We start from the raw sequence: 13,920 nt of genomic DNA, 5'->3' as shown, positions 1-13,920 counted from the left end.
TATGTCCAGCCCATCCCCCGACAGCGCGCAGGCTCCACCAGCCAATGCCTCTACGCCCCCAGCCACACACTGGTGGCCGGTGCGGGCGGTGCAGTTATGGCTAGAGGCCGACGGCCCGCGCATGAGTGCCGCCATGTCGTTTTACGGCATGTTGAGTCTGGCCCCCCTGTTGGTGGTGCTGGTGGCCAGCTTAGGTTGGTGGCTAGACCGCACCGTGGTAGAGCACAACTTATTGGTGCAGATTCGCACTTTTACTGGCGAACGCACCGCCGAAGTGGTGCGCCAAGCCTTGGCGAGCGCCCAAGCCCCGGCTGAGGGTTTGCTGGCCTCGGTGGTGGCTTTGTTGCTGCTGCTGTGGGGGGCCACTGGGGTGTTTGCCGAGTTGCAAGCCTCTTTTACCCGTATCTGGCACAGCCAAGCCCCCGCACTAGGGGGCGGTTGGCGTGCCACAGCGGCTTTGCGCTTGCGTGGGCTGGCTTATTTGCTGGCGCTGGGCTTTTTGCTGCTGTTGTCGCTGTTGTTGTCGGCAGCGCTGGCGCTGGCCACTGCATGGGTGGGTGCGTATTTGCCGTACCGTTTGCCTTTGCTCTTGTTAAGCGAAGGGGTGTCGTTTCTGTTTGCCACAGCGCTGTTTTTGGGCTTGATGCGTATCAGCGCCAGCCCCAAACCGCGTTTGCGCTTTTTGGCTTGGGGGGCCGTGCTGGGGGCGGGCTTGTTTACGGTAGGCCGCCACGGCTTGGCCAGCTACTTATCTGGGGCGGCGGTGGTGTCAGCCTATGGGGCCGCAGGCTCTTTGGTAGCGTTGCTGGTGTGGATTTACTTTTCTTCCGCCGCTTTGCTGTTGGCTGCGGCTTGTGCCAAAGCGCTAGAGGAGCGCGCTGTTTTGCCCCCAGCCCAGGCGGCTGCGCCTTAGCCCGGTAGCCGATAACCCTGCTCGCGGAACAGGCGCACGCACACATCGACCACTTCGGCCTCGTACAGTGTGCCTCGGTGGGTTTCAATCTCTTGCAGTGCCACTTCTGGCCCCAAGCTGGCCCGGTAGGGGCGATGCGACATCATGGCTTCAACCACATCGGCCACGGCCAGCACTTTGGCCTCGGGCAAGATGTCGGGGCCGCGCAAACCCTGTGGGTAGCCCGAGCCATCTAAGCGCTCATGGTGCTGATAAACCGCTTGGGCAATCGGCCACGGAAACGCAATGGATTGCAAAATGTCGTAGCCAGTTTTAGAGTGTTCTTGCACCAAGCGAAACTCCAGCTCTTTGAGTTTGCCCGGCTTGCACAAAATTTCGGTCGGCACCCTGATTTTGCCAAAATCATGCACCACACTGGCCAGATACAAGCCCTCTATCTGCTCTGGTGGCCATTGTAATTGCCGCGCAATAGCACTCGCTAAGTCGGCCACCCGGCGCTGGTGGCCAGCGGTGTAGGGGTCGCGTAGCTCTACCGTAGCGCCCAAGGTGGTCACAAAATCAATCAGTGTTTTGCGCTGGTGTTCTTGGCTTTCTTGCAATTTATGCGTGCGCTCTAGCACCACTTCCTCTAGGTGATTGCGTAGGCGGTCCACTTCGAGATGCACCCGCACCCGTGCCATCAGCTCCTCGCGCTGAAACGGCTTGGTCACAAAATCGACCGCCCCCAGCTCAAAGCCGTGCAGTTTTTCATCGGTGTCGGTCAGGGCGCTGACAAAAATAACCGGCACTTGTGCCGTGACAGGGTCTGCCTTGAGGCGGCGGCAGACTTCAAAGCCGTCCATTTCGGGCATCCGTATATCGAGCAGCACCAACTCGGGCGGGTTGATGGCCGCTGAGCGCAAGGCCAACTCGCCATTGATGGCCGAGCGCACATCGTAGCCCTCGTTACGCAATAAATCGGACAGCAATTTGAGCGAGGCCGGGGTGTCATCGACGGCCAGAATTCTTCCTTTATGCGACATGGAGGCGTGTTTGTAGGGTGTTGAGGATGGTCGGATAGTCAAAGTTGCCTACTAAACGGCGCAAAATTTTGCCTAAAGCGGCATCGTGCCCGGCCACAGCCTGCAAGGCAAGGTCAATGGCCTCGTTTTCTAAACTTTCTAGCGCCTGCTGCAATTGTTGGCACAGGGCATCGGGCAGGCTGGCAAACATCTCTGCACTCAGGGCGGTGGCTGCGTCATCATCGACCTCGGGCAGACCCTCGTACAGATAACGCACCCCCAAATGTTTGGCCATGCAGTCAAAAATTTCGCTGGAGCGGTACGGTTTACGCACAAAATCATCCATGCCAGCGGCCAAGAGTTCGGCTTTTTGCTCTTGCAGGGCCGAGGCCGTGACGGCCACAATTTTGACCTCTTTGCCACCGGGCAATTGCCGAATGCGGCGCGTGGCTTCTACGCCATCCATCACGGGCATTCGGTGGTCCATCCAAATAAAGTCGGGGTGCCACTCTTGGAACATTTGCACGCCCTTGGCCCCGTTTTCGGAAATACGCCATTCAAAGCCTACCGACCCCAACAATTGTGAGAGCAAAACTTGGTTATCGCGCTGGTCTTCCACAATCAAAATGCGCCAAGGTTGTTGGCCCGGTGCCAAGCCCAGTACTTCGCCATGCTGGACGGCCTCGGGGCGGTGGATGTCGGCTTCTGAAGCCGATTGCAAGGGCAACTCGATGCGAAACATCGAACCCACGCCCACGGTGCTGTGCAGGGTGATGCTGCCGTGCATTAGCTGCACAAACTGGCGCGTAATCGTCAGGCCCAAGCCGGTGCCTTTGTTGATGCCTTGTTCGCCAACTTGGGTAAAAGGCAAAAAGATGCCTTCTTGGTCTTGCGGGGCAATGCCGGGGCCAGAATCTTCCACTTCAATCACCAAATGCGCGCGTTCGTTTTGCCGTGTACCCAAGCGGATGGAGACCCCGCCTTGCTCGGTAAATTTAATTGCATTGCCCAGCAAGTTGATGAACACTTGGCGCAAGCGGGCCTCATCGCCCACGATGTAACGCGGAAACTCCGAATCTTGGTCAATCAGCAAATGCAGGCCCTTTTCTTGCGCCCGTATTTGCATCATGTCGGTCACATCGCGCACCAAGGCACCCAAATCAAACGGCAATTGTTGCAACTGCACACGGCCAGCTTCAATTTTGGCCATGTCCAGCACGTCGTTAATCAAGGTGAGCAGGTGTTCACCGCTGCGATTGATGATGTCGAGGTTTTGCCGCAAACGCTCGGGCAACTGCGGGTCGCGGCGCATCATGTTAGAAAAGCCCAGCACGGCATTGAGCGGCGTGCGTAGCTCGTGGCTCATGTTGGCCAAAAAGGCGCTTTTGGCTTGGTTGGCAGCTTCGGCAGCGTTGCGCGCCAACACCAAATCGGCGGTGCGTTGTTGCACTTCGGCTTCTAGGCGGTCTTTGTAGCGGCGCATTTCTTCCGTTAAGCGCTGGCGCTCGGTCACGTCGCGCGCGGCGGCCAGCACGCCCAGCACCTCGCCCAAAGCGTTGCGAAAAATACCAGCGTTGTACAGCACATGGGTGATGTGGCCATCCACATGCCGAATCGACAATGCGCGGTCTGTGACTTGTTCGCTGGCCAGTGCTTGCACAAACAGCTCGTGGGCTTGTGCGGATTCGGTGCAATGCTCGGCAAAATCAGTGCCCAATAAGGCTTGGCGGCTACGCCCAGTGATGCTTTCTGCTGCGTGGTTGAGGTCGGTAATTTTGCCAGCGCTGTTGACTACCAGCAGCGGGTCTAGGTGGGCTTCTATCAGGCTGCGGCTATAACGCGAGGCGGTGCGTAGCGCCTGTTGATTTTGCTCTAGCGCATCCAACATGCGGTTAAAACTTTCGGCCAGCAGGGTGACTTCATCGACGGCACCACTGAGGTCGGCACGCACGCTGCTATCGCCGTTGCGTACCTTGTCGGCCACACGCACCAAAGCGGCAATGCGCCGCGCCAAACGGTTGGCAATCAGGGCTGAAGCCAGCAAAGCCAAAGCGGTGGCCAAACCAATAAACACCATGCTGCGGATGACTACGGCGCGCAGGTCGGCCTGAATGCTCTCGCGCCCCAGTGCCACGCGCGCCCAGCCCATGTGGCGCTCGCCCAAGGCAATGGGCACGGCAAGGTCAATCAGTTGGGCATCATCGGCCAGCCTTTGGTAGGCACCATTGGGGGCTTGTAGCAAAGTTTTGCTGGTTTCGTCGTGGATGAACAGGCCCATTTTGCTGGGGTCGGTATGCGCCAGCACCCGGCCCGTGGGCGATAGCACCATCGCATAGTGCAGACTGGGATAAGAGGCAAACGAGACAATCACTTCCTCCAGTCCCATTAAATCATTGGCCAACACCCAAGAGCGCGAGCTGACCGCCAGCGATTGCGCCAAGCCTTGGGCGGCGTTGTGGTTTTCTTGGTACAAATTTTGGCTTTGTGCGCGCACCAAATAGGCCACCAGGGCGCTGAACAGGCACAAAAAACCCAGTGCAAACACCAGCACAATTTGGCGTTTAAAAGCCCCTCCGATTACGCCGTAAGTCACCCGTTGCCATGTAGCCGCGCTCATGGTTGCTCCTGCGGCAGCGGGCGCACTTTTTGTGCAAAGCGCTGCAAAAAGTCTTCTATCACTTGATAGCGTTGGTTGTCGGCGCGCTCAAACTGCGATAGCTCTAGGCGTTTGAGCAGGGCCTCGCCTTCTGGAGTGGTGTGCAAGGTTTCCAGCAGTACGGTGATTTTTTCGACCAGCTCTGGGGGCACGTCATCGCGCGCTACCACGCCATTGTTGACCAGCGGTTCGGTTTGCCATTTCACTTCCAATTCGGCGGCTTTGTCGGGCTGCTCTTTTTGGAACTCGCGCCACGGCAGGGGCCAAGTAGCACCTGCGGCGGTGTGGCCGTAATAGACGTTCAGAATAGAGGATTCTTGCGAGCCTACATACAGGTTGTCGAGGTCGCGTTGCACATTCAGGCCGTGGGTTTGTAGGTAGTATTGTGGCAGCATGGTAGCGGCCAAGGCGGTTGCAGCTGGATAGGCTACCTTTTTCCCTTTGAGGTCGCTTACCTGTTGGATGCCACTGTCGCGGCGCACCAAAATCAGCCCGGCAAACAGCTCATCATTGCCCATTTTGGCAATCACCCGGTAACCGTGGCGCAGCGCATTGCGGGTTTGGTAGGGGTTGGGCAGGGCAAAGTCCAATTGGCGGCCATAGAGTTTTTTTTCAAACTCTTCGTAATTGCGCGAAGCCTCTAGCCGCAGCGGGGTGTCGGGCAAATGCTGGTTCAGGTAGTCCATCAGCGGCCCATACAAAGCAAACAAGCGCGCTGGGTTGTGCAGCGGATGAATGGCAAACACATACTGGCGCACCCCGTCGGGGGCTTGCGTGCTGTATTGTGGTGTTGTGCGCGCCATCTCGGGCTGTGGGCCACAGGCCACCAGTGCTAAGCACCAAGCGGCTGCCCACGCTTTTGTTGCCATGTTGGACTCCTAGGGTCGCAATTGGGGGAGTCCATCCATCTTAACGCCGTAGTGTCCATTTGCTGCCAAAATTGCAGCAAAGACGATGCCTTTGGGCAGCAAAAAATGCGAATAGGCAAAATGGTATTTTTTCCTGTTTTGCACACTTGGCACAGCAACGCTACATTTGAGGCATGAAATCGGCTTTGAAAACCCCCACCTCTCTTGGCTCCTCACAGGCGGATGCCCCCCCAGCCAGCGGCGGGGATGCCGCAGCAGCGGCAGCCAATGCAGCGGCGGCCAGCTTTGCCGCCCTGACCGACAATTTAGACTACCTTGACCCGGCCAGCATTGAGCTGGTGCGCCAAGCCTACCGCTATGCCGATACCGCCCATTTGGGCCAGCTACGCAACAGCGGCGAACCCTACATCACCCACCCCATAGCAGTGGCGGCCCAATGCGCTACGTGGAAGCTGGATGCCCAAGCGCTGATGGCGGCCCTGCTGCACGATGCGATGGAAGACTGCGGCATCACCAAAGCCGATTTAATCGAGCGCTTTGGCCTGCCGGTGGCCGAGTTGGTGGATGGACTGACCAAACTCGATAAGCTGCAATTTGACACGCGCGAAGAAAACCAAGCCGAGTCCTTTCGCAAAATGCTGTTGGCAATGGCGCGCGATGTGCGCGTTATCCTGATTAAACTGGCCGACCGCACGCACAACATGCGTACCCTGTCGGACATGCCACGCAGCAAATGGAAGCGTATATCGTCCGAAACGATTGAAATTTACGCCCCAATTGCCCACCGTTTGGGCCTGAACCAAACCTTCCGCGAGCTGCAAGATTTGTCGTTCCGCCACTTGCACCCGTGGCGCTATGCCACCCTGAGCAAAGCCATCCACAAAGCCCGCAGCCGCCGCCGTGATTTGATTCAAAAAGTGCAGGCCGATGTCGATAGCGTATTTGCCAAAGCGGGCATGAAGGTGCGCCTGGCTGGACGCGAAAAAACCCTGTACGCCATCTACCAAAAAATGATGCTCAAGCACCTGAGTTTTGCCCAGGTGACAGATTTGTATGGCTTTCGCGTGATTGTGCCCAGCATCATTGACTGCTACACCGGCTTGGGCCTGCTGCACCAAATGTACAAGCCAGTGCCCAGCAAGTTCAAGGACCATATCGCCATTGCCAAGCTCAATGGCTACCAGTCTTTGCACACCACCCTGGTCGGGCCATCGGGCATCAACATCGAGTTTCAGCTGCGCACCGAAGAGATGCACATCATCGCCGAGGCTGGCGTAGCGGCGCATTGGCTGTACAAAGCACAAGAGCATGATGGCACCGCCGCCGAGCGCCTAGGCACCCAATGGCTGCAATCGCTGCTGGACATCCAAAACGAAACCCGCGATGCAGCCGAGTTTTGGGACCACGTTAAAGTGGATTTGTTCCCCGATGCGGTGTATGTTTTTACCCCCAAGAGCCAAATTATGGCCATGCCGCAAGGGGCCACGGTGGTGGATTTTGCCTATGCCATCCACAGCAACGTTGGCAACCGCACCTCGGCAGCCAAAATCAACAATGAGCAGGTGCCGCTACGCACCGAACTGAAAAACGGCGATGTGGTCGAAATTATCACCACCGCCGAGGCCACCCCCAACCCCGCTTGGTTGGGCTTTGTGCGTACTGGGCGCGCGCGCTCCAAAATTCGCCATTACCTCAAAACCTTGGCCCATTCCGAGTCCGAAGGTTTGGGCGAAAAATTGCTCACCCAAGCCCTGCGCGCCGAAGGCATTGAAGGCTTGCCGTCCGAAGACGGCAACACCAAAGTCATTTGGGACAAACTACTGCGCTTTACGGGCAGCCACAGCCGCGATGAACTCATGACCGACATCGGCTTGGGCAAACGGGTGGCCAGCATTGTGGCCAAACGCCTCACGGTGCTGATGAGTGAACACGGCCACCGCCCCGATGCCTTGCTCATGACGCGCGAGCGCTATACCTCGCACGAAACCGTCTCGCAAGGTGGTTTGAGTTTGGATGGCAGTGAAAACGCCTCGGTGCAATACGCGCGCTGTTGCCGCCCGATTCCGGGCGACAACATCATTGGCTACTTGGGCCGGGGCGAGGGCTTGGTAGTCCATACGGCCCAATGTGCCACAGCGCAAAAATTGCAACACCGCGACAGCGAACGCTTTATTACCGTCGATTGGGCCGAAGAGCCTACGCGCCTGTTCGAGGCCGGTATCGTCGTCACCATCAGCAATGGCAAAGGGGTATTGGCGCGCATTGCCTCCGAATTGGCTGGTACCGAGGTGGACATTCTGCATGTGGATATGGACGACGAAGTCGCGCTAGACACGATTGATTTGCGTTTTGTCGTGGCTGTGCGCGACCAAACCCATTTAGAAACCGCCTTGCGTAACCTGCACCGGGTGCCAGCAGTGTTGCGTGCCTCACGCCGCTAAAGTGCGCCAGCTACAACACTGCCGAAAAAGCGCTGCTGTAGCACACTTGCAAAATCTCCAGGGTGCGTAACCCGGCCGGGGTGGGCAAGTCGATTTGGTCGCCCACGCGCGCCTTGAGCAAAGCGCGCGCCACTGGTGCTACCCAACTGATTTGGCCTTGGCTGCTGTCGGCCTCGTCAATGCCCAAAATGGTGACGCTGCGCTCGCAGTCCAAATCATCCACATAGGTGACGGTAGCGCCAAAAAAAACTTGGTCTTTGCCGCTGTGCAGCGCTGGGTCCACCACTTCGGCCAGCTCTAGGCGCTTGGTGAGAAAGCGGATGCGCCGGTCAATTTCGCGCAGGCGTTTTTTGCCATACAGGTAATCACCGTTTTCGGAGCGGTCGCCATTGCTGGCGGCCCAATGGACGATTTCGACGATGCGCGGGCGCTCTACATCTATCAGCGCCAGCAACTCGGCCCGCAAACGGCCATAGCCCAGCGGGGTGATGTAGTTTTTGCTGCCTGCGGGCAGGGGCGGCAAGCGGATGTCGTCGTCAGCACCATCGCCGTCGGATTCTTTGGTGAATGCTTTGTTCATGGCCAAAAATTCCCAAGAGAAAAGGAAAAAGCCCTGAAACTTTGCAGTTTCAGGGCTTACCTTATTGGTGCGGCTGGCAGGAATCGAACCCACGACCCCTTGGTTCGTAGCCAAGTACTCTATCCAGCTGAGCTACAGCCGCTAAGCTTTGAATTATAGCACTAAAATTTGACTTGCTTAAACTGTCTGAAACTTTAGCGTTTGCGGGGCTTTTTTGAAGCGTTTGCAAATTCAAGCGGCTATTGTAGCGCAGTTTTTGCTGCTGCACGGATAATTGCACCCTATGGGAATCACTTTTGAGCGGCCTTCACTGCTGCAACGTTTACAGCCCTTCTTTCGTGGCTTTGATGGCTGGCTGCTGCTGGCGCTGCTGCTGCTGGCCAGTTTGGGGCTGCTGGCCATGTATTCATCGGGCTACGACCACGGCACCCGCTTTAGCGACCACAGCCGCAACATGGCGTTGGCAGCGGGCATTTTGTTTGTCGTGGCGCAGATACCGCCACAGCGTTTACTGATGTTGGCCGTGCCGCTCTACACCGCCGGGGTGGTGTTGCTGGTGGCGGTGGCTTTGTTTGGTATCACCAAAAAAGGCTCGCAACGTTGGATTAACCTCGGCATCGTTATCCAACCCAGTGAGCTGCTCAAAATTGCCATGCCGCTGATGCTGGCGTGGTGGTTTCAAAAGCGCGAGGGCCAATTGCGCCCCTTGGATTTTTTGGTGGCGGGGGTGTTGCTGGCGGTGCCGGTGGGCCTCATCATGAAGCAGCCGGATTTGGGCACTTCGCTGCTGGTGTTGGCCGCTGGTTTGTCGGTGATTTTTTTTGCAGGCCTGCCTTGGAAGCTGGTGATTCCGCCCGTGCTGTTGGGGTTGATAGGCATTGGCTCGATTGTCTGGTTTGGTGATGATTTGTGTGCGCCGGGGGTGCGTTGGCCCTTGTTGCACGAATACCAACAACAGCGCGTCTGTACCTTGCTCGACCCGACACGCGACCCGTTGGGCAAGGGCTTTCACATCATCCAAGGCATGATTGCGATAGGTTCCGGCGGCATCTGGGGCAAGGGCTTTATGGCTGGCACGCAAACGCATTTAGAGTTCATCCCCGAGCGCACCACTGACTTTATCTTTGCTGCCTACTCGGAAGAGTTTGGTTTGCTGGGCAACCTGTTGCTGGTGAGTTGCTTTTTGTTTTTGGTCTGGCGCGGCTTGGCGATTGCCTTGGGGGCCACCACCTTGTTTGGGCGGCTGATGGCCGGTGCGGTGTCGATGATTTTTTTCACCTACGCCTTTGTCAACATGGGCATGGTCAGTGGCATGTTGCCGGTGGTGGGCGTACCTTTGCCCTTTATCAGCTACGGCGGCACGGCGATGGTCACGTTGGGGCTGGCGCTGGGCATTTTGATGTCGATTGCGCGCGCACAGCGGATGCCCGTAGCGCACAACCAGCCCGTCGATGTCACCGGCATCCCAATGGGTGATGCGCCAGCAGCAACACCGCAAGCACAGCCCGAGGCCGCAACCTAAAATGCCCGTATGACCTCCCGTACCTCCTCTGCTGCGCCACGACGCGCGCCTACCCTTGAACGTATCGACATTGCCCGCCAGTTGCTACTGACTCCGTTTGGCTTGGATGAGTCCCATTTAGCCCAAGCGCTGGCAGAAATCCGCACCCATCAGGTGGATGATGCCGATTTGTATTTTCAATACACCCGCAGCGAAGGCTGGAGTTTGGAAGAAGGGATTGTCAAAACCGGCTCCTTTAGCATTGACCAAGGGGTGGGGGTGCGCGCCGTCAGTGGCGAAAAAACCGCCTTTGCCTACTCGGACGATATTTCTTTGGCCTCGCTGCTGGATGCGGCGCGCACGGTGCGCTCGATTGGGGCGCTTGCCCAAGCCGGTAAGGTCAAGGTGGGGCGCCCCAAGGTGGCCACTAGCCGCAGTTTGTACCCCGGCACTGACCCCATCGCCAGCTTAGACAGCACGGCTAAAGTAGCCCTATTGGAGCGCGTGGAGCAACGCGCCCGCGCCAAAGACCCGCGTGTGGCCCAAGTAATGGCCGGTTTAGCCGCCGAATACGATGTGGTGTTGGTGGCCCGTGCTGATGGTACTTTGGCTGCCGATGTGCGCCCTTTGGTGCGCCTGTCGGTCACGGTGATTGCCGAGCAAGGCGGGCGGCGCGAAGTTGGCTCCGCCGGTGGTGGTGGCCGTTTGGGTTTGGCCTATTTTGACGATGCGCTGATTACGCAGTATGTGGATGAGGCTGTCCATGCAGCGCTGGTCAATTTGGAATCGCGCCCAGCCCCAGCGGGCGAAATGACGGTGGTGCTTGGCCCCGGTTGGCCCGGTGTGCTGCTGCACGAGGCGGTAGGCCACGGGCTAGAGGGCGATTTCAACCGCAAAGGCTCTAGCGCCTTCAGTGGCCGCATTGGCCAGCGCGTGGCGGCCAAGGGCGTGACGGTGCTGGACGATGGCACGCTGGCCGACCGGCGTGGTTCGCTCAATGTCGATGACGAAGGCCACGCCAGCCAGCGCAATGTGCTGATTGAAGATGGCATCCTGAAAGGCTATATCCAAGATGCGCTCAATGCCCGCCTGACCGGCGTAGCCCCCACCGGCAATGGCCGCCGCGAAAGCTATGCCCACATCCCCATGCCGCGCATGACCAACACCTATATGTTGGGTGGTGACAAAGACCCACAAGAAATCATCGCCAGCATCAAAAAAGGCTTGTATGCCAGCAACTTTGGCGGTGGGCAGGTGGACATCACCTCGGGCAAATTTGTTTTCAGTGCCAGCGAGGCTTATTGGGTAGAAAACGGCAAAATTTTGTACCCGGTCAAAGGGGCCACCATCATCGGCAGCGGCCCCGAATCTTTGAAAAAAATCTGCATGATTGGCAACGATATGCGCCTTGACAGTGGCGTGGGTACCTGTGGCAAAGAGGGCCAAAGCGTGCCCGTGGGCGTGGGCCAGCCTACCCTGCGGATTGATGGCCTGACCGTAGGGGGTACGGCCTGAGCTGCTGGCTTGGTTGGCGGCTGGGCGGCATCCCCAACACTGGATAACGATGGGCGGCCCTTTAACGCAAGCCTCGCAAACGGCAGAGTCGTTTGCCGACATCAGCCTGTTGCTGCTGCACGAATGTGTAGCCGATGAGGAACTGCGCCGCCTGCGCGATAACGTGAGCCGCTTGGCCAAAGCCTTAGATGGTGCGGTGGGGGCGCGGCGGCAGCGGCGCGAAACCACCACCATTGCCCGCCGTGCTGCCACTTTGGCACAAGAACTGCGCCAGCATCAGGCTTTGGTGGGCCAGCTCAGTGCCGCTTGGAAAGCCATGTACGAATGGCACAGCTACCTGCGCGACCTGCGCGAGTTGGCCCAAGCCGTGCAGCACTGGCGCGAGGCCTTGGCCCAGCGCAGCCGCCAAGAAGGGGCTGTGTTTGACCAGATGGAACGGCTGGCATGGCGCACCTTGGGCGAGGGTTTGCTGTTGCTGGACATGTACCAACAAGGCTTGGGGCTGCTGATGGAAGCTGCCTCGGAGCCGGCCCCGCCTGCACCATCCTCCCCGCCGCTGTGGTGGCAGACGCTACTGTGGCGTTGGCAACGCTGGTGGCGCGGGGATAAGGTGCGGCATTGATAGCGCCAACCGGGTAATGCTTGCGCTCTCATGTCTCAATCAAGGTAATGAGTGCTTCGAAATAGGGTAGTAGTCAAGTGCCAAATGAAAAGCAGGCATCAACATAGGTAACTTTAGAACAATCACCCGAGAGGCAGCTTGCACAAAACAGCGATGTCACTTTGCGTTACCATTTGGATTTTTACCACTACCTTTTGACGTTCTTCATAAGTAAGCGTGCGTAACCAATGTGGAATTTTTTTGCACCTCCTCCCAGTAGAGCAACTTCCACGACGGTTGCGCGTGCTTACTTGGTTCCAACATGGTCAAAAAAGCCTCCCTTTCTTCCTGTTGTTTTGGCGTGCGCCTGCGCCAAGCGCGCGAGCGGCTGGGTTTGCCCCAAGACAAATTGGGCGTGCTGATTGGTTTGGATGAGGGTTGCAGCAGCGCCCGCATCAGCCGCTACGAAACCGGCGTACACGAACCAGCATTCAACATCGCTTGCAGGTTGGCGCAAGTTTTACGGGTGGATGTGGCTTACTTCTACTGCGAAGACGACTGGCTGGCCAATGCAGTGTTACAGCTGCAAACCCTCACGCCCCCTCAGCGCAACGCGCTCGATACTTGGCTGGCTGGCGTTGCACCCGCCGCGCCTTGTTGTGCATAACATCGGCACTGGCTTGCAGCAGAGTAGCCATTCTTACCCCAGTTCCGAGGCCCAGGCGCAGTTCTTGCACAAGTTGCAGCGCCTTTTTGCTGAAGGTTCCTTTGCTTCCACTTACAAATTTGCCCTGCTCATTGCCTTGGCTGATTTGGCAGTAGAACACGGTGCAGATAACAATGAAGACCTGCTATTGACCACGCGGCAGATTGCTATGTGCTTCATCCGTTTGTATTGGCAACAGGTATTGCCCTACGATTCTGGGCAAAATGGCACAGAAGCAGGGGTACTGTGGCAAAACAATGGCGCACAGGCCATAGCCGTGTCTGCGATTGCTAATTTTCGCGCGCAGACGCAAATACCAACGTTTCTGGCAGCCACAGCGCATCCCCGTTTTCAGCCATTGTTGGCCTCGGTGGCGGCGGTGGTTTCGGCGCAGCCGCTCAAATTTATGCAAAACTTTGGCGGCTTTACCGATGAATTTTTGTACGAGCGCCTAGGCAGCAGCAACATCAAGCTCAAGCCTGGTGTAGCTTACTGTTTGAGGCATTTTTATCCACTGGTGCAGCAACTGGCTCGTTTGCATTGGATCAGACATATTCCAATCGGCGCAACGGGGCTATTTTGGGCGATGCGTACGCTTTAGAAGCCTTTTTGTTCGCCCCTTGAGCAGCACATCCATACCAGCCATGCGCCAGACGGTACTACACCGAAAGACAGCTCAAGCACGATGCTCTCGACATCCTAAGCCTTCCGCGATAAAAGTAAGAACCAGCGTATTGAGAGAAACCCCCTCGGCCTTCGCACGGGTGGTAAGTTGCGCGTGCGTTGTTTTTGGCACGCGGGCAACGAACTTGTCAGAGGCCACACCGCCGCTGTTGGGCGCGGGCACAGGAAATCCCTTCGCCTCTAGTGCAGTGATAGTGCTGAGCAACGCATCGTGGCCGTTAATGATGGCTTGCTCAATCGTCTCGCCATCGGAGATGCACTCAGAGAAATCCGGGTACGAAATCAAAAAACCACCGCCCTCAGCAGCCGTCAAGGGACGGATTTCAAAAGGGTTAGCAGCAGCACTCAACAAATCTACTCAAATCTATGCTAATATATCCATTATGAAGAGCTTAGTAAGCATAGGAGAAGCAGCAAAGGCGTTAGGTGTGTCCATAACAACCTTGCGCCGCT

Annotated in this window: 12 protein-coding genes and 1 tRNA gene; 7 read left to right on the top strand and 6 right to left on the bottom strand. The window is 57.4% G+C overall.

The features are described 5' to 3' along the window. The first annotated feature begins 1 nt into the window (after position 1). Positions 2 to 913 carry a YihY/virulence factor BrkB family protein gene (locus PHX60_RS13855; protein ID WP_300078828.1) on the top strand — a complete coding sequence of 304 codons (912 nt, stop codon included), beginning with the start codon at positions 2 to 4 and terminating at the stop codon, positions 911 to 913. Here the strand turns inward: PHX60_RS13855 and PHX60_RS13850 are convergent. The 3 genes from PHX60_RS13850 to PHX60_RS13840 are packed head-to-tail and all read right to left on the bottom strand — an operon-like array spanning position 910 to position 5,439. After that, positions 910 to 1,935: an HD domain-containing phosphohydrolase gene (locus PHX60_RS13850; RefSeq protein ID WP_300078826.1), complete on the bottom strand. Its 1,026-nt coding sequence runs from the start codon at positions 1,933 to 1,935 to the stop codon at positions 910 to 912. The two genes, PHX60_RS13855 and PHX60_RS13850, sit on opposite strands and share 4 nt — an antisense overlap. Beyond that, on the bottom strand, positions 1,925 to 4,531 hold the full coding sequence (locus PHX60_RS13845; protein WP_300078824.1) for an ATP-binding protein: 2,607 nt from the start codon (positions 4,529 to 4,531) through the stop codon (positions 1,925 to 1,927). Before PHX60_RS13845 ends, PHX60_RS13850 begins: the two co-directional genes overlap by 11 nt. Next, complete coding sequence (locus PHX60_RS13840; protein WP_300078821.1) at positions 4,528 to 5,439, bottom strand: phosphate/phosphite/phosphonate ABC transporter substrate-binding protein; 912 nt, start codon at positions 5,437 to 5,439, stop codon at positions 4,528 to 4,530. Before PHX60_RS13840 ends, PHX60_RS13845 begins: the two co-directional genes overlap by 4 nt. Before the next feature lie 173 nt (positions 5,440 to 5,612). On the opposite strand from PHX60_RS13840, the gene PHX60_RS13835 reads away from it, so the two are divergent. Further along, the gene (locus PHX60_RS13835) at positions 5,613 to 7,880 is read left to right on the top strand and encodes a bifunctional (p)ppGpp synthetase/guanosine-3',5'-bis(diphosphate) 3'-pyrophosphohydrolase (protein ID WP_300078819.1); all 2,268 of its coding nucleotides are present in this window, start codon (positions 5,613 to 5,615) and stop codon (positions 7,878 to 7,880) included. Between the two features lie 10 nt (positions 7,881 to 7,890). On the opposite strand, the gene greB is transcribed toward PHX60_RS13835, so the two are convergent. Beyond that, on the bottom strand, positions 7,891 to 8,460 hold the full coding sequence (greB, locus tag PHX60_RS13830) for a transcription elongation factor GreB (RefSeq protein WP_300078817.1): 570 nt from the start codon (positions 8,458 to 8,460) through the stop codon (positions 7,891 to 7,893). A gap of 65 nt (positions 8,461 to 8,525) precedes the next feature. Further along, positions 8,526 to 8,602: transfer RNA gene (locus tag PHX60_RS13825), tRNA-Arg, on the bottom strand. Between the two features lie 141 nt (positions 8,603 to 8,743). On the opposite strand from PHX60_RS13825, the gene rodA reads away from it, so the two are divergent. From rodA to PHX60_RS13800, 5 genes are all read left to right on the top strand, one after another. Beyond that, complete coding sequence (rodA, locus tag PHX60_RS13820) at positions 8,744 to 9,982, top strand: rod shape-determining protein RodA (protein ID WP_300078815.1); 1,239 nt, start codon at positions 8,744 to 8,746, stop codon at positions 9,980 to 9,982. A gap of 9 nt (positions 9,983 to 9,991) precedes the next feature. Then, positions 9,992 to 11,476, top strand: coding sequence for a metalloprotease TldD (gene tldD / locus PHX60_RS13815; protein WP_300078813.1), 1,485 nt, complete (start codon positions 9,992 to 9,994; stop codon positions 11,474 to 11,476). A 49-nt stretch (positions 11,477 to 11,525) separates the two neighbouring features. Continuing rightward, a complete protein-coding gene (locus tag PHX60_RS13810) occupies positions 11,526 to 12,098 on the top strand; it encodes a hypothetical protein (RefSeq protein WP_300078811.1) in 573 nt (190 codons plus the stop codon). A gap of 301 nt (positions 12,099 to 12,399) precedes the next feature. Beyond that, complete coding sequence (locus PHX60_RS13805; protein WP_300078808.1) at positions 12,400 to 12,744, top strand: helix-turn-helix transcriptional regulator; 345 nt, start codon at positions 12,400 to 12,402, stop codon at positions 12,742 to 12,744. Positions 12,745 to 12,808: 64 nt separating this feature from the next. After that, entirely contained in the window at positions 12,809 to 13,384 is a 576-nt protein-coding gene (locus PHX60_RS13800) for a hypothetical protein (RefSeq protein ID WP_300078806.1), read from the top strand. 75 nt (positions 13,385 to 13,459) lie between these two features. On the opposite strand, the gene PHX60_RS13795 is transcribed toward PHX60_RS13800, so the two are convergent. Beyond that, positions 13,460 to 13,816 carry a toxin-antitoxin system HicB family antitoxin gene (locus tag PHX60_RS13795; RefSeq protein WP_300078804.1) on the bottom strand — a complete coding sequence of 119 codons (357 nt, stop codon included), beginning with the start codon at positions 13,814 to 13,816 and terminating at the stop codon, positions 13,460 to 13,462. Positions 13,817 to 13,920: the final 104 nt, after the last annotated feature.

Source organism: Giesbergeria sp., from assembly GCF_028686475.1.
Classification (GTDB): Bacteria; Pseudomonadota; Gammaproteobacteria; order Burkholderiales; family Burkholderiaceae_C; genus Simplicispira.
Note: the sequence above shows the minus strand (reverse complement) of the source record. Positions and strands in the feature narration are given on the sequence as shown.